The organism is Brevundimonas sp., from assembly GCF_041911375.1.
Taxonomy (GTDB): Bacteria; Pseudomonadota; Alphaproteobacteria; order Caulobacterales; family Caulobacteraceae; genus Brevundimonas.
Window position 1 is genome coordinate 1 of record NZ_JAYRPA010000037.1, and the last position, 18,347, is coordinate 18,347.

Annotated in this window: 15 protein-coding genes, 1 tRNA gene and 1 riboswitch; of the genes, 8 read left to right on the forward strand and 8 right to left on the reverse strand. The window is 71.3% G+C overall.

Annotated elements, in window-relative coordinates; translation table 11 throughout:
- Both ACE3PU_RS07350 and hemC read right to left on the reverse strand, forming a co-directional pair.
- The coding region (locus ACE3PU_RS07350; protein ID WP_374388204.1) for a uroporphyrinogen-III synthase at window positions 1–577 on the reverse strand (577 nt) is incomplete at its 3' end.
- Entirely contained in the window at window positions 574–1,527 is a 954-nt protein-coding gene (hemC, locus tag ACE3PU_RS07355) for a hydroxymethylbilane synthase (protein ID WP_374388206.1), read from the reverse strand. The genes ACE3PU_RS07350 and hemC, both read right to left, overlap by 4 nt.
- 56 nt (window positions 1,528–1,583) lie before the next feature.
- On the opposite strand from hemC, the gene tsaD reads away from it, so the two are divergent.
- The 3 genes from tsaD to ACE3PU_RS07370 are packed head-to-tail and all read left to right on the forward strand — an operon-like array spanning window position 1,584 to window position 4,115.
- A complete protein-coding gene (gene tsaD / locus ACE3PU_RS07360; RefSeq protein WP_374388209.1) occupies window positions 1,584–2,711 on the forward strand; it encodes a tRNA (adenosine(37)-N6)-threonylcarbamoyltransferase complex transferase subunit TsaD in 1,128 nt (375 codons plus the stop codon).
- 25 nt (window positions 2,712–2,736) lie between these two features.
- Window positions 2,737–3,735, forward strand: coding sequence for an NAD(P)H-dependent glycerol-3-phosphate dehydrogenase (locus ACE3PU_RS07365; protein ID WP_374388211.1), 999 nt, complete (start codon window positions 2,737–2,739; stop codon window positions 3,733–3,735).
- Window positions 3,732–4,115 carry a Rieske (2Fe-2S) protein gene (locus ACE3PU_RS07370; protein ID WP_374388213.1) on the forward strand — a complete coding sequence of 128 codons (384 nt, stop codon included), beginning with the start codon at window positions 3,732–3,734 and terminating at the stop codon, window positions 4,113–4,115. The genes ACE3PU_RS07365 and ACE3PU_RS07370 overlap by 4 nt, the downstream gene beginning before the upstream one ends.
- Window positions 4,116–4,131: 16 nt before the next feature.
- Here ACE3PU_RS07370 and thrB read toward each other — a convergent pair whose 3' ends face one another.
- The 3 genes from thrB to ACE3PU_RS07385 all read right to left on the reverse strand — a co-directional run bounded on the left by thrB (window position 4,132) and on the right by ACE3PU_RS07385 (window position 7,057).
- Window positions 4,132–5,076 (reverse strand): homoserine kinase, encoded by a 945-nt coding sequence (gene thrB / locus ACE3PU_RS07375; protein ID WP_374388215.1) that lies wholly within the window; start codon window positions 5,074–5,076, stop codon window positions 4,132–4,134.
- A 3-nt stretch (window positions 5,077–5,079) separates the two neighbouring features.
- Window positions 5,080–6,831 (reverse strand): homoserine dehydrogenase, encoded by a 1,752-nt coding sequence (locus ACE3PU_RS07380; protein ID WP_374388217.1) that lies wholly within the window; start codon window positions 6,829–6,831, stop codon window positions 5,080–5,082.
- Window positions 6,832–6,934: 103 nt separating this feature from the next.
- On the reverse strand, window positions 6,935–7,057 hold the full coding sequence (locus tag ACE3PU_RS07385) for a hypothetical protein (protein WP_374388219.1): 123 nt from the start codon (window positions 7,055–7,057) through the stop codon (window positions 6,935–6,937).
- 188 nt (window positions 7,058–7,245) lie between these two features.
- Window positions 7,246–7,361: riboswitch (SAM riboswitch) on the forward strand.
- 144 nt (window positions 7,362–7,505) lie between these two features.
- Between ACE3PU_RS07385 and ACE3PU_RS07390 the strand changes: the two genes are divergently transcribed.
- The 3 genes from ACE3PU_RS07390 to ACE3PU_RS07400 all read left to right on the forward strand — a co-directional run bounded on the left by ACE3PU_RS07390 (window position 7,506) and on the right by ACE3PU_RS07400 (window position 9,796).
- Complete coding sequence (locus ACE3PU_RS07390; protein WP_374388221.1) at window positions 7,506–8,492, forward strand: homoserine O-succinyltransferase; 987 nt, start codon at window positions 7,506–7,508, stop codon at window positions 8,490–8,492.
- Window positions 8,489–9,670, forward strand: coding sequence for a cystathionine gamma-synthase (gene metB, locus ACE3PU_RS07395; protein ID WP_374388223.1), 1,182 nt, complete (start codon window positions 8,489–8,491; stop codon window positions 9,668–9,670). Before ACE3PU_RS07390 ends, metB begins: the two co-directional genes overlap by 4 nt.
- 51 nt (window positions 9,671–9,721) lie before the next feature.
- Window positions 9,722–9,796: transfer RNA gene (locus tag ACE3PU_RS07400), tRNA-Glu, on the forward strand.
- A gap of 19 nt (window positions 9,797–9,815) precedes the next feature.
- Here the strand turns inward: ACE3PU_RS07400 and ACE3PU_RS07405 are convergent.
- Window positions 9,816–12,074 carry a glycoside hydrolase family 3 N-terminal domain-containing protein gene (locus ACE3PU_RS07405; RefSeq protein WP_374388225.1) on the reverse strand — a complete coding sequence of 753 codons (2,259 nt, stop codon included), beginning with the start codon at window positions 12,072–12,074 and terminating at the stop codon, window positions 9,816–9,818.
- Window positions 12,075–12,281: 207 nt separating this feature from the next.
- Complete coding sequence (locus ACE3PU_RS07410) at window positions 12,282–13,085, reverse strand: ZIP family metal transporter (protein ID WP_374388227.1); 804 nt, start codon at window positions 13,083–13,085, stop codon at window positions 12,282–12,284.
- Window positions 13,086–13,152: 67 nt separating this feature from the next.
- On the opposite strand from ACE3PU_RS07410, the gene proB reads away from it, so the two are divergent.
- The gene (gene proB / locus ACE3PU_RS07415) at window positions 13,153–14,325 is read left to right on the forward strand and encodes a glutamate 5-kinase (RefSeq protein WP_374388229.1); all 1,173 of its coding nucleotides are present in this window, start codon (window positions 13,153–13,155) and stop codon (window positions 14,323–14,325) included.
- Window positions 14,322–15,584 (forward strand): glutamate-5-semialdehyde dehydrogenase, encoded by a 1,263-nt coding sequence (locus ACE3PU_RS07420; RefSeq protein WP_374388231.1) that lies wholly within the window; start codon window positions 14,322–14,324, stop codon window positions 15,582–15,584. The genes proB and ACE3PU_RS07420 overlap by 4 nt, the downstream gene beginning before the upstream one ends.
- Window positions 15,585–15,733: 149 nt before the next feature.
- Here the strand turns inward: ACE3PU_RS07420 and ACE3PU_RS07425 are convergent, their stop codons facing one another.
- Window positions 15,734–18,160 carry a membrane-bound PQQ-dependent dehydrogenase, glucose/quinate/shikimate family gene (locus ACE3PU_RS07425; protein ID WP_374388233.1) on the reverse strand — a complete coding sequence of 809 codons (2,427 nt, stop codon included), beginning with the start codon at window positions 18,158–18,160 and terminating at the stop codon, window positions 15,734–15,736.
- Window positions 18,161–18,347 lie beyond the last annotated feature (187 nt).

Sequence of the window (18,347 nt, forward strand, 5' to 3'; positions counted from 1 at the left end):
AGACGACCGCGGCGCGCGCCAGCGCGGGCGTGCGTCCGGCCTGCGCCAGGACCTGCGCGGCGCGAGGAGAATGAACCAGCACGGCGTCGAAGGCGTCCGGCGGGGGGGCGTCCGTGGAGGCCGTGCGATAGACGGCGACCGACTGGATGGACGCAGCGCCCCCGGCGGCCCGCACCGCCTGGCCCAAGTCCCCGGCGGGGGTTTCGGCGACCGGGGCCAGGATCGGCCCGCTGGCGCGCGAGGCGACCAGACGCGCCAGCGCGATCAGGTCGCCGTCGGCGGACTGGACCTCGGTGAAACCGATCTCGCGCGCCGCACGAGCGGTGGCGTCGCCGACGGCGAAAACCGGCCGATCCCGGCGCGACGACAGTGCCGCGAACGCCGCGACGCCGTTGCGGCTGGTGAAGGCCAGCGCCGCAAAACCGTCAATGTCCGGCAGGTCGGCCGGCAGGAATTCGACGGCCAGCAGGGGGCGGATCAGCGGTTCGAACCCCTGTTCGCGCAACCGGTCGGCGGTGCGGGCGGCGCCCAGCTCCGCGCGGGTGATCCAGACGCGGGCGGACGGTGACCGGATCATCCGTCCAGGGTCGCCGGATCGACTTCCTGATCGCCGGCGGCGGCATGGACCTCGCCGCCCAGGCGACGGCCCAGATCGCGGGCGTCGGCCTCGGTCGGCCGGGCCAGCTCGCCCACCCGCCGCCAGCGCGCCGAGCCGTCCGGACTGAGCATCTCGGTGGTCAGATGCAGCACCCCGTCGGTGATGCGCGCGTGGGCCCCGACAGCCGTGCGGCACGAACCTTCCAGCGCGGCCATGGCGCCGCGCTCGGCGGCGACGGCCAGCGCCGTCTCCGCATGGTTCAAGGCCGCGACCCAAGGCGCATCGCGATCGGCGACGCGGGTCTGGATGGCCAGGGCGCCCTGGCCCGGCGCGGGCAGAAAGGCGTCCAGCGACAGATGTTCGCGGATGTGCTCGGTCACGCCCAGCCGCGTCATGCCCGAGACGGCCAGCAGGATGGCGTCGAAATCCCCCTCGGCCGCGCGGCGCAGCCGGGTGTCGATGTTGCCGCGCAGCATCTCGATCTTCAAGTCGGGCCGCAGCGCCAGCGCCTGGGCCTGGCGCCGCAGGCTGGCCGTGCCCAGGCGCGCGCCGAACGGCAGGTCGTCGAACGCGGCGAAGTCGCGGCTGATGAAGGCGTCGCGGGCGTCCTCGCGTTCGGGCACGGCGGCGATGCACAGCCCCTCGGGCTGCTCGGCCGGCACATCCTTCATGGAGTGGACGGCGATGTCGACGCGACCGTTCAGCAGGGCTTCCTCGATCTCCTTGGTGAACAGCGCCTTGCCGCCCAGCTCCAGCAGGCGGCGGTCCTGGATGCGGTCGCCGGTGGTGACGATCTCGACCAGGGGCACGGCGGTCTCGACCTGGTCGGCGGGCACGCCCAGCGCCGCGGCGATGGCGCGCTGCATCATGCCGGACTGCGCCAGCGCCAGCTTTGAACGGCGGGTGCCGATTCGGAGGGGAAAGGTCATGATGTCATGTGGTCGTTGCGCGCCGCTCGCCGGATCGCTACCTCGACCCGATGGAGATGTCCGCCGACTATAGCAGGGACGCCGCAGCGGCAACCGGACCCGATACCCGCCCCCTTACGGTGCTGGGCCTGGAGACCAGCTGCGACGAGACCGCCGCATCGGTGGTGCGGCTGACCGGAGGACGGGCGGAGGTGCTGTCGTCCGTGATCCACAGCCAGATCGACGACCATGCGGCCTATGGCGGCGTGGTGCCCGAGATCGCGGCCCGCAGCCATGTCGAGATGATCGACGGCGTGACGCGCCGGGCCATGGCCGAGGCGGGTCTGGACTATGGCGCGCTGGACGGCGTGGCGGCGACGGCGGGGCCGGGCCTGGTGGGCGGCGTCATGGTGGGGCTGAGCTACGGCAAGGCGGTCAGCCTGGCGCGCGGCCTGCCGCTGATGGCGGTGAACCATCTGGAAGGCCATGCGGTCTCGGCCCGCCTGGGCGCGGAGGTCGCCTACCCTTTCCTGCTGCTGCTGGTGTCGGGCGGACACTGCCAGCTGCTGGAGGTCCGCGGCATCGGCGACATGAGCCGCGTCGGCGCCACCATCGACGACGCGGCGGGCGAGGCGTTCGACAAGATCGCCAAGGCCCTGGGCCTGGGCTATCCGGGCGGGCCGGCGCTGGAGCGGCTGGCGGAGCGGGGCGACGGATCGAAGATCGACCTGCCGCGCGCCCTGCTGGGCCGCAAGGATTGCGACTTTTCCTTCTCGGGCCTGAAGACCGCCGCCTTCCGCGTCGCCCAGGCCTGCGAGACGGAGCAGGACAAGGCCGATCTGGCCGACGCGGTCCAGGCCGCCATCGCCCGGCAGCTGTCGGAACGGTCGGAGCGGGCGATGCAGGCCTATGCCGAAGCCCACGGCCATCGGCTGTTCGTGGTCGCCGGCGGTGTGGCCGCCAACAAGACGATCCGGCGCACGCTGGAGGCGACGGCGCAGCGAAACGGCTTCGATTTCCTGGCGCCGCCGATGGTCTATTGCACCGACAACGCCGCCATGATCGCCCTGGCCGGGGCCGAGCGGCTGGCGCTGGGGCTGATCAGCGACATCGACGTCGTCGCCCGGCCGCGATGGCCGCTGGACGAAGCGCGCGCCCTGGCCGATCCTTCGCACAAGCCGGGCCGCAAGGGCGCCAAGGCGTAACGAGCAACAAGGCCTGGGAGGGCGCATGGAATTCCGCACGGCAGGGGTGATCGGCGCGGGCGCCTGGGGCACGGCCCTGGCGCAGGTCTGCGCGCGGGCGGGGCTGGACGTCGTCCTTCAGGCGCGCGAGCCCGAGGTGATCGACAGCATCGCCGCGCGGCGCGTCAACGAGGCCTTCCTGCCGGGGGTGGAGCTGGACCCCGCGATCCGCGCCACGCCGGACATGGCGGACCTGGCCGGATGCGACCTGATCCTGGCCGTGCCGCCGGCGCAGCATATGCGCGGCACGCTGGCGGCCTTTCGGCCCCATGCGCGCGCCGAGGTCCCGGTCGTGCTGTGCGCCAAGGGCATCGAGCGCGGCTCGCTGAAACTGATGACCGACGTCCTGGCCGAGACTCTGCCGGGCGCGACCGCCGCCGTCCTGTCCGGCCCCAGCTTCGCCGCCGAGGTGGCGCGCGGCCTGCCGTCCGCCGTGACCCTGGCCTGCGCCGACGCGGCCCTGGGCGAGGCGCTGCTGAACACCCTGTCGGCGCCGGCCTTCCGGCCCTATCTGGCGACCGATCTGATCGGCGCCGAGGCGGGCGGCGCGCTGAAGAACGTGCTGGCGATCGCCTGCGGGATCGTGGAGGGCCGCCAGCTGGGCCGCAGCGCCCATGCGGCGGTGATCACGCGCGGCTTCGCCGAGATGACGCGCCTGGCGGTGGCCCTGGGCGGCGAGGCCGAGACAGTGGCCGGCCTGTGCGGCCTGGGCGACCTGGTGCTGACCTGTTCCAGCCCCCAGTCGCGCAACATGAGCCTGGGGCTGGCGCTGGGCCAGGGCCAGAGCGTCGAACAGGCGCTGGCGGGCAAGCGTTCGGTGGCCGAAGGCTATGAAAGCGCGCCGGCGGTGCGCGACCTGGCGGCGCGCCTGGGCGTTGAAATGCCCATCGCCGAGGTCACCGCCGCCCTGCTGGCCGGCGAGACGACCGTGGACGGCGCCATCGAGGCCCTGCTGTCGCGGCCGCTGAAGGCCGAGCGGGTTTGACCGACGCCGAGACCCCGGCGACCGAGCGCAAGCGGGTCTGGAAGACGCCGCCTGGCGTCGCCCTGTGCGCCGAGGACGCCATCCCCGACCCGGGCTCGCGCGGTTTCGTGCTGCAGATCGGCGAGGCCTTCTTCCATGGCTTCGTGGTGCGCAAGGACGGCCAGGTCGCCGGCTGGGTCGACCGCTGCCCGCACGCCGGCTTCCCGCTGGCGATCGAGCTGGACCGTTACCTGACGCCCGACGCTTCGCTGATCCTGTGCGGCTGGCACGGGGCGGTGTTCGAGCCGATGACCGGGGAATGCCGGGGCGGCCCCTGCGCCGGCGGACGGCTGACGCCCTGGCCGGTCGAGGCCTCGGGCGGCGTGATCCGCACCGCCTGACGCGGATGGCCTGAGGCTAGACCGTCTCCACCGCGCGCCAGTGATCGAGGCGGTTGAGGAAGACGGCCGGGTCCTTGGGCGTCACCAGTTTGGACGGATCGTGGAAGATGCGGTCGTGCAGGCGCGTCAGGGTGAAGCGCAGGGCCGCCGCCTCGCCCAGGCGCGGCAGGGCCTGACGGTCGGCCTCGGTCAGGGGACGCACGGCCTCGTAGCCGCGCTGGAAGGCCGCCAGCGCCCCCGGCAGGGCGCGCCCCTCGGCGTCGAAGCCCCAGGCCGACAGGGCGATGGCCAGGTCGTAGGCGAAGGGCCCGGTGCAGCCGAAATAGAAGTCGATGACGCCGGACACGGCGCCGTCCTCAAACAGGACGTTGTCGGGGAAGTAGTCGGCGTGGATCGCCCCCGTCGGCAGGTCGTCGGCGAAGGGATCGCCCAGCCGAGCCAGGGCGGCTTCGGCCCGGTCCAGCAGCCGCCGGTCCTCGCCCGAGGCGCCGGCGGCGCAGCGGTCGGCCAGCCGGCGCCAAGCCGGGGGCCCCACCGGATTGATCCTGCGGCCCCCATAGCCCTGGGCGGTCTGGTGCAGCCGGGCCAGGACGGCGCCGGCGGCCGCCTGATCAGCTTCGGACGGGTGGCGCAGCCAGGCGCCGGTCTTCCATTCGATCACCGCGGCGGCGCGCCCGTTCAGCCGCCCCAGCCAGCCGCCGGAGCGATCCGCCACCGGCGTCGGCGCGGGAAAGCCCCGTTCCGCCAAGTGCGCCGTCAGCCCGAGGCAGAAGGGCAGCGAGGCCTCGTCCGTACGCCCCTCGAACAGGGTCAGCACGAAGCGGCCGCGATCGGTCTCCAGCCGATAGTTGGTGTTCTCCACCCCCTCGGCGATGGGCGTCAGCTCGACCGCCCGGCCCAGCTCGTAGCCGGACAGCCAGGTCTGCGCCTGATCGAGGGTGACGGGGGTGAAGACGGCCATGCGCTAGTTTAGCCCGGCGTCGGCGCGGCGCGCGCGCACGATTTCGGCCAGGTCCGCCATGATGCTCTCGGTCGTCGCCCAGCGGCCGGCGCCGCGGCCCCGGCAGCGCCACACCCGGCCGTCGGCCGTCCAGACCTTGAGCGCATTGCCCTCGCCGTTCAGGCTCGAGAACAGCGGGTCGTTGTGGTCGGCCGTCAGCTTGACCGAAGGGCTCAGCGCCTCGCCGTCCTTGCGGCAGGCGCCGATCTGGCGCACGCCCGGCGCGGCGACGGTCTGTTCCGAAAGGTGGTCGCGGGGCACCGTGTCGACAGGCGGAGAGACGCCGAACGCCTCATAGGCCAAGAGCCGGACCTTGGCGGCGGCGTCCAGCCCTTCCAGGTCAGCGGACGGATCCTCTTCCGCGAAACCGGCGGCGCGGGCGTCGGCCAGGGCCTCGGCGAAGGCGGCCCCGTCGCCCAGGCGCTCGAGCATGAAGTTGACCGTTCCATTCAGGACGGCCTCGAAGCCGGCCACCTCGCCGGCGGCGCGGGCTGCGCGGACCGTCTCGATCATGGGCGAGCCGCCGCCGACCGAGGCCGACCAGAACACCCGGCGGCCCTTCTGATAGGCCAGGGCCTGGAGGCCGGCGGGGTCGCGGCTGACCGCCTGCTTGTTGGCGCTGGCCACGTCGCAGCCGGCCTCCAGCGCCTTGCGGATCAGGGCGTGACCGGCCTCGCCCTCGGACAGGGCCTCCAGCACGATGTCAGGTTTTCTTGACAAAAGCGCGTCGGCGTCGGCGGTGAACAGTTCGGGCGGACAGGGCACGTCGCGGGGCTTTTCCGGGTTGCGGACCAGGACGCCGACGACATCGTAGCGCGGGTCGTTCAGCAGTCGGCCCAGCACGCCGCCGCCGACCACGCCGCAGCCGGCGACCGCCACCTTCAGCGGCGGCAGGGCCGGGGCCGGTCCAGGCGGGGCCGACCGGTCGCCGATCAGTGTGCCGTCGGCGCGGTCCAGCGCGGCCACCTCGATCTCCACGCCCCGGCGCTCGCCCAGGTCGATCGCGTCATGCTGCACCAGGGCGCCGCCCAGCTTGCGCGCCACGTCCCAGGAGGCGCGGCGATAGCGCAGCGCCGGGGCGGTGTTGTCGTTGGGATCATGGTCGTAGAGGCCGTCCACGTCCTTCACCAGCCGCACCCGGTTCAGCCCCAGCTCCGCCGCCAGGAAGACCGCCGTCAGGTCCGATCCGCCCCGCCCCAGCAGGGCCACCCGGCCGTCGGGGCGCACCGCGCCGAAGCCCGGCACCACCACCACCTCGTGCCGGTCCAGCGCCTGCTTCAGGTGGTCGGCGCGAAGGCCGCAGGGGCGGGAATGTTCGGGTTCGCCCTCGGCGACGATGCCCAGCTCCCGCACCGACAGGGCGCAGGCGTCCAGGCCCACGCGGTCGCACGCGACGGCCACGAGCGCGGCCGACTTCTCCTCGCCCAGGGCGACATAGCCCGGCAGCAACGCGTTGGAGTGGGGCAGGCCCAGCGCGCGGGCCTCGGCCAGGAGCCGGTCGGTCGCCCCGGCGAAGGCGGACACGACCGCCACCACCTTGCGGCCGGCGCGGACGTGGCCGTAGCAGGCCGAGGCGACCAGCGGCGCGTCGGCCGGGCCGCGCAGGATGGAGCTGCCGAACTTCAGCACCACGACTTCGGCCGCGGGCGACCCGGACGTTTGGGCGGCAGGTTTCGGCTTGTCGGGATTTTCGACCAGGGCGAGCGAGGCGGACATCGGGGTTCTCGGATTTTCGGTGAAGGGCGTGGGGTGAAAAAGAAAAACCCCGCCTGGCGGACCGGGCGGGGTTCGGGTTCTGCGGGGCCGGGATTCCGGCGCGCTAAACTCGTCCCGCCCGCGAGGGCATGGTGGTGGTGGTACCGGTGCCGATAATCATGCCGAAGCGCGTCGCGGCGAGGCCGGCGACGGCGAAGGTTTCGGCGATGATCGAGCGCTGAAGCACAGGGCGAGATCCGGTTGACGATGAGCAGAGGGTGTCCAAGCCGGACCAATCCGTCAATAGGCGATTGGACGATTCTTTCATCCTTCGCGGCTTTTGATGCATTTCGCACCCGAACGCCGCAGCGTTGCCCTTTGGCGTGGTTGAATTTTTCCCTTGACGAAAGGGAGCGTCTGCACCATCCCTAAAAGCACTCATCAAGACCGGCTGAGGGATTAGGCCCTTTGACGCCGGGGCAACCATCGGGTTCCGCCCGAAACGGTGCCAACTCCTGCGGGGTCCCTTCCGGGGCCGCGAGAGATGAGTGGAGCATCGACGAGGCGACGCTCCACGATCTGTCACCGCATCGAGCCTTGCTGAGGCGAGAACGATGCGGACGACGACGATGACCCTGGCTGAAACATCCCTGCTCGAAGAGCCCTTCTGCCGGCCCCAACCGACCGAACCCTCCGTGCGCGCTCCCGCTCGGGAACGCGGAGGCGCCCGTGACGTCATCGTCCCCCTTCCCGCCGACTTCCGCCTGGCCTCGGGCGAGCGGCTGAACCAGCCCAACATCGTCGGCCGCATCCACGGCCGCGCCGGCGCGCCGGTCGTCGTCGTCGCCGGCGGCATCTCGGCGGGTCGTTTCGTCCACCGCACCGAAACCAACGGCCTGGGCTGGTGGTCGGGCGCCGTGTCGGTGCGCGGGCCGATCGACCTGTCGCGCCTGCAGGTGCTGGCCGTCGACTTCGCGCCCGGCGTCGAATTCCTGGACAAGCCCGTCACCATCACCACAGGGGACCAGGCCCGGCTGGTGGCCCTGGTGCTGGATCACCTGAAGATCGAACGGGTCGCCGCCTTCGTCGGCTGCTCCTACGGCGGCATGGTCGCCTTGGCCTTCGCCGAGCTCTTCCCCGATCGCGCCGACCAGCTGGTCGTCGTCTCGGCCGCCCACCGCGCCCATCCCCAGGCCACGGCCTGGCGCGGCATCCAGCGCCGCATCCTGCAGTTCGCCGTCGACGCCGGCCGCCCCGAGGAAGGCGTCGCCCTGGCCCGCGAACTGGCCATGACCACCTATCGCACGGCCGAGGAGTTCCACGACCGGTTCGAGACCACCGCGCCTCAGGCCGTCGGCGGCGCCTATCCTGTCTGCGAGTACCTGACGGCGCGTGGCCAGGCCTATCGGACCCACACGACCCCCGCGCGCTGGGTGTCGATGTCTGACTCGCTGGATCGCCACAGCGTGACGCCGGAAGCCATCACGACCCCCGTCACCCTGATCGGCTTCACCTCCGACCGGCTGGTGCCGATCGACGACATCCGCGAACTGGCCGCGCGGCTGCCGACCCTGTGGCGCTTCGTCGAGGCGCCCTCCCTCTATGGCCACGACGCCTTTCTGAAGGAGGACGCCTTCGTCGGCGACATCCTCCGCGCCGCCTTCAAGGACATCAAATCATGACTGCCCGCATCGCCAATCCGCACACCATCGCCGCCCGTACGGGCGTGGACACGGACACGGCCCACGGCGCGGTCATGCCGCCGCTCTATCTGTCGTCCAACTATTCCTTCGCCGGCTTCGAGCAGAAGCGTAAGTACGACTACAGCCGTTCGGGCAATCCGACGCGCGACGTCCTGGCGGAGACCCTGACCGAGCTGGAGGGCGGCGCGGGAGCCGTCATCACCGCCACCGGCATGGCGGCGGTCGATCTGCCGCTGGCCCTGCTGGAGCCGGGCGACCTGCTGATCGCGCCGCACGATTGCTACGGCGGCACCTGCCGCCTGCTGAACGCCCGGGCCAAGAAGGGGCATTTCGAACTGTTGCTGGTCGATCAGGGCGATCCCGTCGCGCTGGAACAGGCCCTGGCGCTGAAGCCCAAGCTGGTCCTGGTCGAGACCCCGTCCAACCCCCTGCTGCGTCTGGTCGACGTGGCCGACATCTGCACCCGCGCCCATGCGGCCGGGGCCAAGGTCGTGTGCGACAACACCTTCCTGTCGCCGGCGCTTCAGAACCCGATCAAGCTGGGCGCCGACTTCGTGGTTCATTCGACGACCAAGTTCATCAACGGCCATTCCGATGTGGTCGGCGGCGCGGTCGTCTCGGCCGACGCAGAGGATCACCAGACCCTGGCCTGGTGGGCGAACTGCACCGGCGTGACCGGTTCGCCGTTCGACGCCTATCTGACCCTGCGCGGGGTGCGCACCCTGTTCGCCCGCATCGAGCGGCAGCAGGCCACGGCCGGCCGCATCGCTGAACTGCTGGACGCCCATCCGGCGGTGAAGGTCGTCCACTATCCCGGCCTGAAGTCCCATCCGACCCACGCCCTGGTCGCCGCCCAGCAGGCCGGCCCCGGCGCCATGCTCAGCTTCGAGCTGGAAGGCGGGACCGAGGCCGTGCGCGAGCTGGTCGAAAGCCTGGAGATCTTCACCCTGGCGGAATCGCTGGGCGGGGTCGAAAGCCTAATCGCCCACCCGGCCAGCATGACCCACGCCGCCATGACGCCGGAACAGCGCGCCACGGCGGGCATCGGCGACGGCCTGGTGCGGCTGTCGGTCGGGCTGGAGCATGTCGAGGACCTGATCGCCGACCTGGCGCCGGCGCTGGACGCCCTGGTGCAGCGGACCCAGGTCGCGGCCTAATTTTCGCTTGCGATCCGACGCGAACCGGGGCAAATGCGCCGCCCCGGCCGCGGTCCCTTCGTCTATCGGTTAGGACGTCAGGTTTTCAACCTGAAAAGAGGGGTTCGATTCCCCTAGGGACTGCCACCGGCGCCTCCGCCCAGTTTCAGCGCTGATCGCCCACGGGCGTCTGGCCCTCGGGGGCCACGACGCGGAAGGTGGCGACGGGCCCGCCCTGGGCCGACGGCGCGATCCAGACGTCGAACAGCCCCGGCTCCACCACCGATTCCAGATCGGCGTTGATGAAGGTCAGCTGCGAGGGCCTGAGGCCGAAGGCGACGCGCGCCGACTGTCCGGGCTCCAGAAGCACCGCCTTGAAATCCTTGAGCAACCGCCCTGGCTGCGTCAGGCTGGCCACCCGGTCGTGGATGTAGAGCTGCACCGTCTCCTCGGCCGCCCGCGCGCCCCGATTGGTGACGGTGACCGCCACCTGAATCGCGCCGTCCAGCGCCATCTCCTGCGCGCTGAGCTCGATCGGACCGTATTCGATCCGGCCATAGGTCAGGCCGTGGCCGAATGGGTAGAGGGCGGTGTTCGGCGTTTCGCGATAGCGGGCCTTGTACTCTTCTTCCTCCAGGTTCGGATCGGCCGGCCGGCCCGTGTTCTTGCGGTCGTAGTAGAACGGCTGCTGACCGGATCGACGCGGGAAGCTGACCGGCAGGCGGCCCGAGGGCCCGAAGTCCCCGAACATGATGTCGGCGATCGCGTGGCCGGACTCGCTGCCCAGGAACCAGGTCACCAGGATCGCCTGGGCGTTGCGCACCGCCCCGCTCAGCGCCAGGGCCCGGCCGTTCTTCAGCACCACCACCATGGGCTTGCCGACGGCGGCGACCGCCTCGACCAACTGCTGTTGGGCCTCGGGCACGACGATGTCGGTGCGGGACTGGGCCTCGCCCGACATGCGCTGGCTCTCGCCGATGGCCAGCACCACCACATCGGCGGCGCGCGCCGCCTCGACCGCGGCGGCGATGCCGCCCTCCAGCGGCCCCTCCACGCCCGAGCCGCGCGTGACCGTCAGCAGCGACGGGTCTTCCATGGCCGCGCGCAGTCCGACATCCAGCGCCACCCGCCGGCTTTCGTCGCCCCAGATGGTCCAGGGCCCGAAGACATTGTCCACGTCGTCGGCGAACGGACCGATCAGGGCGATGCGCTGTCCCGCCTTGTTCAGAGGCAGAACGTCGCCGTCGTTCTTCAGCATGACGATCGATTCGCGGGCGGCCTCGCGCGCCAGCGCATAGTGCGCCTGCGACCCGACCATGGCGCGCTCGCGGACTTCGTCGGTCCCGCGATAGGGGTCGTCGAACAGGCCCAGCGCGGCCTTGGTCCGCAACACCCGCCGCACGGCCTGATCGATGCGCGCCATCGGCACGTCGCCGGACCGGACCAGATCGGGAATGTGCTCCAGGAACAGGCCGGAGACCATGCTGACGTCGACCCCGGCCATGATGGCCAGGCGCGTCGCGTCGCGGCCGTCCTCGGCGAAGCCGTGCGCCACCAGCTCCTGCTCGGATGTGTAGTCGGACAGGACGAAGCCCTGGAAACCCCAGTCGTCCCTCAGAATCTCGGTCAGCAGCTCGTGATTGGCCGAGGCGGGCACGCCGTTGACGTCGTTGAAGGCGCTCATGATCGCCAGGCAGCCGGCGTCCACAGCCGCCTTGAACGGCGGCAGGAAGACCCCGCGCAGGGTCTGCTCGCTCATGTCGGTGGTGTTGTACTCGACCCCGCCGATGGCGGCGGAATAGCCGGCCATGTGCTTGGCCGTGGCCAGGATGGCGTCGGGGTGGTCCAGCCCCGCCTCGCCCTGGAAGCCGCGCACCCGGGCGGCCGCCAGCAGGTTGTTCAGGGTGACGTCCTCGCCGGCCCCTTCCACCACCCGGCCCCATCGCTGGTCGCGGGCGACGTCCACCATCGGCGCATAGGTCTGGTGAACGCCCGAGACCGCCAGCTCCAGCCCCGCCGCCTGGGCGGTGCGCCGCGCCAGTTCGGGATTGAAGGCCGCCGCCTCGGCCAGCGGGACCGGGAAGACCGTCTTCAGACCATGGATTACGTCGGCGGCGAACAGCAGCGGTATGCCCAGCCGGCTTTCCTCAACCGCGACCCGCTGGATGGTGCGGCCCATGGCCGCGCCGATGCCGTTGAACAGCGAGCCCACCTGCCCGGCCCGGATCATGGCCGTGACCCGGCCCGGATCGCCTTCGCCGTCCATGGGATTGACGTTCTGGGGCCGCCAGCGGAACGGGTCGGCCAGCAGGTTCAGCTGACCGGCCTTCTCCTCGATCGTCATGCGCGCGATCAGGTCCTCGATCCGGGCGGCATGGCGCTGCACGGCCGACGGCGCGGGGCGATTCTGGGCGAACGCGGACATGGCCGGGCCTCCAACGCCCATGATCGTGATCAGGCTCAGGCCGGTCAGGACGCCGCGTCTGGAGGGCGCGGCCCTGAGGGGTCGGATCGAACTCATGGGGCTCCGTAACCGTCGGCGATCTCCCCCTCGCCTCGCCCAAGGCCCTAGCCGGACCGCCCCCGCGCCGTCCAGCCCCGAATGTGTCGCGCGCCGGCGCGACGGACGCGATCATCCCAGGGCGATATCGAGGAACATCATCCCCACCAGCCCGATCATCAGACCGATCATCGAGCCCTCGCCCTTGGTCCGCCCGCGCGTCTCCGGAATGATCTCGGCGGTGACCACATAGATCATCGCCCCCGCCGCCAGCCCCAGTCCCCAGGGCAGGGCGCCGGGCAGCAGGTCGACCACGCTGGCGCCGATCAGGCCGCCGACCGGCTCGACCAGGCCCGAGGCCAGCGCGCCCAGGAAGGCCGCCCAGCGGCCGTAGCCCAGGCTGGCCATCGCCGCCGAGACCGCCAGTCCCTCGGGCATGTTCTGGATGCCGATGCCCAGCGCGGTGGCCAGGCCCTGGCTGACGTCGCCGCCGCCGAAGCTGACGCCCACCGCCGCGCCCTCGGGAAAGTTGTGCAGGGTGATGGCGATGATGAACAGCCAGATGCGCCGCGCCAGATCGCGCGATCCCGCCGGGCCGATGGCCAGCATGTCCACCGGGGCGAACCGGTTCAGCAGGCCGATCACCGCCGCCCCGATCAGCACCGCCGCCGCCATGGTCCCGGCGGCCAGCCCCTTGGTCGCGCCACCGTCCTGCAGCACCGCCACGCCCGGGATGATCAGCGAGAAGAAGGACGCCGCCAGCATGACCCCGGCGGCGAAACCCAGCAGGATTCCCTGGGTCTGCTCGCCGGGTCGCCGGAAGAACAGCATCGGCAGGGCGCCGACCGCCGTCATCATGCCGGCGGCCAGACTGCCCAGGGCGCCCGCCGCGACGGGAGACAGGGCGCCGACGGCGTCCGGGGAAAGGGATTCCATCATTCGCCTGCTGTGACCGGCAATGTTGCAAGAGACAAGCCGGAACGACGCCGTTACAGAAACCGTCATGTCCGACGCCGCCCCCCTGCCGCCGCGCCCCGACGCCGCCTCGGCGCTGGCTTCCGCGCGCCGGATCGTGGTCAAGATCGGCTCGTCGCTGCTGATCGACCCCGCGACGCGGCGCGTGACCGTCGACTGGCTGGCGGCGCTGGCGGCGGAGCTGGCCGCCCTGCGCCAGAACGGGCGGGAGGTGATCGTCGTCTCGTCCGGCTCCATCGCGCTGGGCCGGGGCGCCTTGGGCCGGAGCGGCGCCGGCGACATCGGCGCCCGGCTGGAAGACAAGCAGGCCGCCGCCGCGGTCGGCCAGTCGCTGCTGATGGCCGCCTGGCAGGCAGCGTTCCAGCCGCACGACCTGATCGTCGGCCAGGTGCTGCTGACCCGCGACGACACCGAGCGGCGGCGGCGCTGGCTGAACGGCCGCGCCACCGTGGAGGCCTTGCTGGCCCATGGCGTGATCCCGGTCGTCAACGAGAACGACACCGTCGCCACCGAGGAGATCCGTTACGGCGACAACGACCGCCTCGCGGCCCGCACGGCCCAGCTGGCGCGCGCGGACCTGCTGGTGCTGCTGTCGGATGTCGACGGCCTCTACACCGCCGATCCGCGCCGGGACCCCGCGGCCGCTCACCTGCCCCTGATCGAGGCCCTGACCCCGGACATCCTGGCCATGGGCGGGGGCGCCAACGCCCAGGCCGGCGTCGGCACGGGCGGCATGGCCACCAAGCTGGCCGCCGCGCAGATCGCCCGCTCGGCGGGCTGCGCCACCCTGATCGCCTCGGGCCAGACCCTCGCGCCCCTGAGCGCCGTCCGCGACGGCGCCCGTGCGACCCTGATCGATGCACCAAACGGGCCGATGGCGGCCTACAAGCAATGGATCGCCGGCAGCCTGGCGCCGGCGGGCGAACTGCGACTGGACGACGGCGCCGTGGCCGCGCTGCGCGCCGGCAAGAGCCTGCTGCCCGCGGGCGTCACGGCGGTGTCCGGCGCCTTCGAGAAGGGGGACTGCGTGCGTCTCAGCGACGCTTCCGGCGCCGCCGTCGGCGTGGGTCTGGTCGCCTATCCGGCCGACGAGGCCGCCCGCATCCGGGGCCGCCGCAGCGAAGAGATCGAGAGCCTGCTGGGCTATCGCGGCGCGGCGGTCCTGATCCACCGCGACGACCTGGTGCTGGACGAGCGATGACCGACCTGCAGGCCCGTATGCTGGAACTGGGCCGCCGCGCCCGCGCCGCCGCCGCCGCCCTGCGCGAAGCTCCGGCCGATGCCCGTACGCGCGCCCTGACCCTGCTGGCCGAAGGACTGCAAGGGGCCGAAGCCGACATCCTGTCCGCCAACGCCCGCGATGTCGTCGCCGCGCGCGCCCACGGCCTTTCGGAGGCCCTGATCGACCGCCTGTCGCTGACCCCCGTCCGCGTCGGCGGCATGGCCCAGGCCGTGGCGACCATCGCCGGCGTGCCGGACCCGCTGGGCGTGGAGACCGAGCGCTGGACCCCCGCCAACGGCCTGGACATCGCCCGGGTGCGCACGCCCATCGGCGTGCTGGGCGTGATCTACGAGAGCCGTCCCAACGTCACCGCCGACGCGGCCGCCCTGTGCATTCGCTCGGGCAATGCGGCCATCCTGCGCTGCGGTTCGGACGGCCTGCAGTCCTCTCTGGCGATCGCGGCGGTGGTCGAGCGCGCCCTGGCGCAGGCCGGCCTGCCCGCGGACGCGATCCAGCTGGTCGACACGGCCGACCGCGAGGCCGTCGGCCTGATGCTGACGGGGCTGGACGGCGCCATCGACGTCATCGTCCCGCGGGGCGGCAAGAGCCTGGTCGCCCGCGTGCAAGCCGAGGCGCGAACGGCGGTGCTCAGCCATCTGGAGGGCCTGAACCACACCTATCTGCACCAGGCGGCGGACCTCGAACAGGCGCGCGCCATTGTCCTGAACGCCAAGATGCGGCGCGTGTCGGTCTGCGGCGCGACCGAGACCCTGCTGGTGGATCGCGCCGGGGCCGAACGCCTGCTGCCGCCTGTCGCCGCGGACCTGATCGCCGCCGGATGCGAGCTGCGGGGCGACGCCGAGGCCTGCGCCCTGGTCCCGGCCATGACGCCCGCGACAGAGGTCGACTGGACCACCGAATATCTGGCGCCGATCCTGTCGGTCCGCATCGTCAACGACCTGGAGGCGGCCGTCGCCCATATCGCCCGCTACGGCTCGGGCCACACCGAGGCCATCGTCACCGCCGACCGCGAGGCGGCCGAGCGGTTCGCCGCCGGGGTCGACAGCGCCATCGTCCTGATCAACGCCTCGACCCAGTTCGCCGACGGCGGCGAGTTCGGCTTCGGCGGCGAAATCGGCATCTCGACAAACCGCCTCCACGCGCGCGGCCCGGTCGGGGCCGAACAGCTGACGACCTACAAGTACGTCGTGCGCGGCCAGGGCCAGACCCGGCCCTGAACCTTCTCACTAGCTGTTCGCGGCCGCAGGCGAAGCCAGGCGGGCGCGGCCCGGCAAGGCGTCCCTGAAAGAAAAGAGGCGGCTCGTTTCCGAGCCGCCCCCATCTGGTCGCTGGCGCCCCCTTCCCCGCAGGGGAGGGAGAAACCGCCTCAGCCGCGTTGCGGCAGGGCATAGGCGATCACGTAGTCGCCCTTCGGCGTTTCCATGAAGTGATGACCGCCGGCCATGATGACCAGATATTGACGGCCGTTCTGCTCATAGATCATCGGATTGGCCTGGCCGCCGGCCGGCAGCACGTCGGACCAGACCGTCTCGCCCGTCTCGATGTCGATGGCGCGGATCAGGTCGTCGGTCGCGGCGGCGATGAAGATCAGGCCGCCGGCCGTCACCACCGAGCCGCCGTTGTTCGGCGTGCCGATCTCCAGCGGCAGGTGCGAGGGAACGCCCCACGGCCCGTTCTTGCGCGCCGTGCCGAACGGACGGTCCCACAGGGTGCGGCCGGTGCGCATGTCGATGGCGGTGATGCCGCCATACGGAGGCTCCTTGCACAGCAGGCCCGTCCACTTCACCCGCCAACCGGCGTTGACGTCGATGGCGTAGGGCACGCCGATCTGCGGATCGCCGGCGCCTTCGCCCTTGGACAGGCTGCCGCCACGTTCGGCCGCTTCCTGCTGCTGGGCGATGTAGCGCGGGTCGTCGCGCGGGAACCAGCCCTTCTCGTTCGCCTCCTCGCGGGGCACCAGGCGGTTGTAGTTGGGCATGTCGTTGTAGTTGGCGACAATCACGCCCCGCGCCGGATCCACCGCCACCCCGCCCCAGTCCGAGCCGCCGTTATAGCCCGGATAGTTGATGTAGTGGTTGGTCGAAGGCGGGGTGTAATAGCCTTGATAGTTCGCCTTCTTGAAGTTGATGCGGCAGAACATCTGATCGATCGGCGACATGCCCCACATGTCCGCCTCGACCAGGTTCGGCTTCCTCAGCGTCGCGAACAACGAAAATGGCTGGGTTGGCGACCGCTGCCCCTGTTCGGCGCCGCCCGTGGTGGGCGCCGGCCGTTCCTCTACCCCGTGCAGCAGCTGGCCCGTGGCGCGGTTGAAGACGTACATGTCGCCTTGTTTGGTCGGCACCAGCAGGGCCGGAACGACGCCGTTCGCGGTCGGGAAGTCGATCAGCGTGGCCTGGGAGCCCAGGTCGAAGTCCCAGACGTCGTTGTGGACGGTCTGATAGTGCCAGCGTGGCTTGCCCGTGGTCACGTCCAGGGCGACGATCGCGGTCGAATACTGCTTCTCCAGCGGCCGGCGCGAGCTGGACCAGTAGTCGGCGGCCGAGTTGCCCATGGGCAGATAGACCAGGCCCAGGTTTTCATCGACCGAGGCCGTCGTCCACATGTTGGGCGTGCCGGGGGTGTAGGTCTCGCCTTCCGGCGGCAGGCCGTTGCGGTCCGGCCGCATCATGTCCCAGGCGAAGCGCAGTTCCCCTGTCTCGACGTCGAAGCCCTGGATCACGCCCGAGGCGTTCCACCGCTTCTGGCCGTCCAGCACCTGGTGACCGGTCACGATCACGCCGCGCACCACGACGGGCGCCGAGGTGATCGACACCATGCCGGGATAGGGATCGCCCATGCCTTCCTTGATGCTGACCGCGCCGTTCTGGCCGAACGCCGGACAAGGCCGGCCGGTGCGGGCGTCCACCGCGACGAGGCGGCCGTCCAGCGTGCCCTCGATGATCTTGGTCGCGCAGGGCTGAGCGGGATCGGCGTTCGCACGCGCGTGATAGGTCACGCCGCGGCAGGCCGCCGTATAGGGGATCTGGTTGTCCGCGACCTGCGGATCATAGGTCCATTTCTGCTGGCCGGTGGCCGCGTCCAGCGCGAAAAGCTTGTTGCGCGCCGAGCAGAGATAGACGGTGGCGCCGATCTTCAGCGGCGTGGTCTCGGCGCCCCACCGCTCTTCCGGCAGATCGCCGGTGCGGAAGGTCCAGGCGCGCTGCAGACTTCCGACATTGTCCTTGTTGATCTGGGTCAGCGGCGAATAGCGCTGGGCGCTGTCGGTCCCGCCCCAGGCCGGCCAGTCCGCGCCGGTCTTCAGCACGGCCGGATCATTGTAGCCGCCGCGCACGCCGGGCACCGGGCTGTCGACATGGGCCTTGTTCGCCTGGGCGACGACGACGCCGAACACCAGCGTCAGCGCCGCCAGCCCGACGGCCGCTCCGCCGGCCAGCTTGCCGCTGCCCCGACGCAGCGCCGGAAGGGCGGCGATGACCAGGAACATCAGCACCAGCGGGCCGACCAAGCGCGGCACCAGGGCCCAGCCGTTCAACCCCTTCTCCCACAGCGCCCACAACAGGGTCAGCAGGAAGGTCGCGCCGTAGATCCAGGCCCCTCGCACGTCCCGGAAGACCAGCAGCAGCCCCGACGCGATCAGCGCCAGGCCGGCGATCAGATAATACCAAGAGCCGCCAAGGGCCGCGAGCTGGGCGCCGCCCACGGTCAGGATCAGACCGATCGCGGCCAGCAGGATTCCGAGCACCAGCGTCAGCCAGCCTCCCGGACCGTTCGGCGTCGTCCAACGCGGCATGGAAGCCCCCTATTGTTGTGGTGGTGATCACCGGCAACGCTGGGGGACCCGGCCGGTTCCTGATTGTCGCACCCCGGAACCAAAACGGTGTTGCATCGCACACCGTGCAAACCAGCATCTTTTGGCGAAGAACGCGCCCTTAATGGCAAGTTCTTGCTTTTTGGCCTGCCGATACCCCCTCACGCCA

What these genes read in the sequence shown, in the direction of transcription:
- hemC (WP_374388206.1), bottom strand. Translation starts at nt 1,527, where the DNA reads ATGACCTTTCCCCTCCGAATCGGCACCCGCCGTTCAAAGCTGGCGCTG.
- tsaD (WP_374388209.1), top strand. Translation starts at nt 1,584, where the DNA reads ATGTCCGCCGACTATAGCAGGGACGCCGCAGCGGCAACCGGACCCGAT.
- ACE3PU_RS07365 (WP_374388211.1), top strand. Translation starts at nt 2,737, where the DNA reads ATGGAATTCCGCACGGCAGGGGTGATCGGCGCGGGCGCCTGGGGCACG.
- thrB (WP_374388215.1), bottom strand. Translation starts at nt 5,076, where the DNA reads ATGGCCGTCTTCACCCCCGTCACCCTCGATCAGGCGCAGACCTGGCTG.
- ACE3PU_RS07380 (WP_374388217.1), bottom strand. Translation starts at nt 6,831, where the DNA reads ATGTCCGCCTCGCTCGCCCTGGTCGAAAATCCCGACAAGCCGAAACCT.
- metB (WP_374388223.1), top strand. Translation starts at nt 8,489, where the DNA reads ATGACTGCCCGCATCGCCAATCCGCACACCATCGCCGCCCGTACGGGC.
- ACE3PU_RS07405 (WP_374388225.1), bottom strand. Translation starts at nt 12,074, where the DNA reads ATGTCCGCGTTCGCCCAGAATCGCCCCGCGCCGTCGGCCGTGCAGCGC.
- ACE3PU_RS07410 (WP_374388227.1), bottom strand. Translation starts at nt 13,085, where the DNA reads ATGGAATCCCTTTCCCCGGACGCCGTCGGCGCCCTGTCTCCCGTCGCG.
- proB (WP_374388229.1), top strand. Translation starts at nt 13,153, where the DNA reads ATGTCCGACGCCGCCCCCCTGCCGCCGCGCCCCGACGCCGCCTCGGCG.
- ACE3PU_RS07420 (WP_374388231.1), top strand. Translation starts at nt 14,322, where the DNA reads ATGACCGACCTGCAGGCCCGTATGCTGGAACTGGGCCGCCGCGCCCGC.
- ACE3PU_RS07425 (WP_374388233.1), bottom strand. Translation starts at nt 18,160, where the DNA reads ATGCCGCGTTGGACGACGCCGAACGGTCCGGGAGGCTGGCTGACGCTG.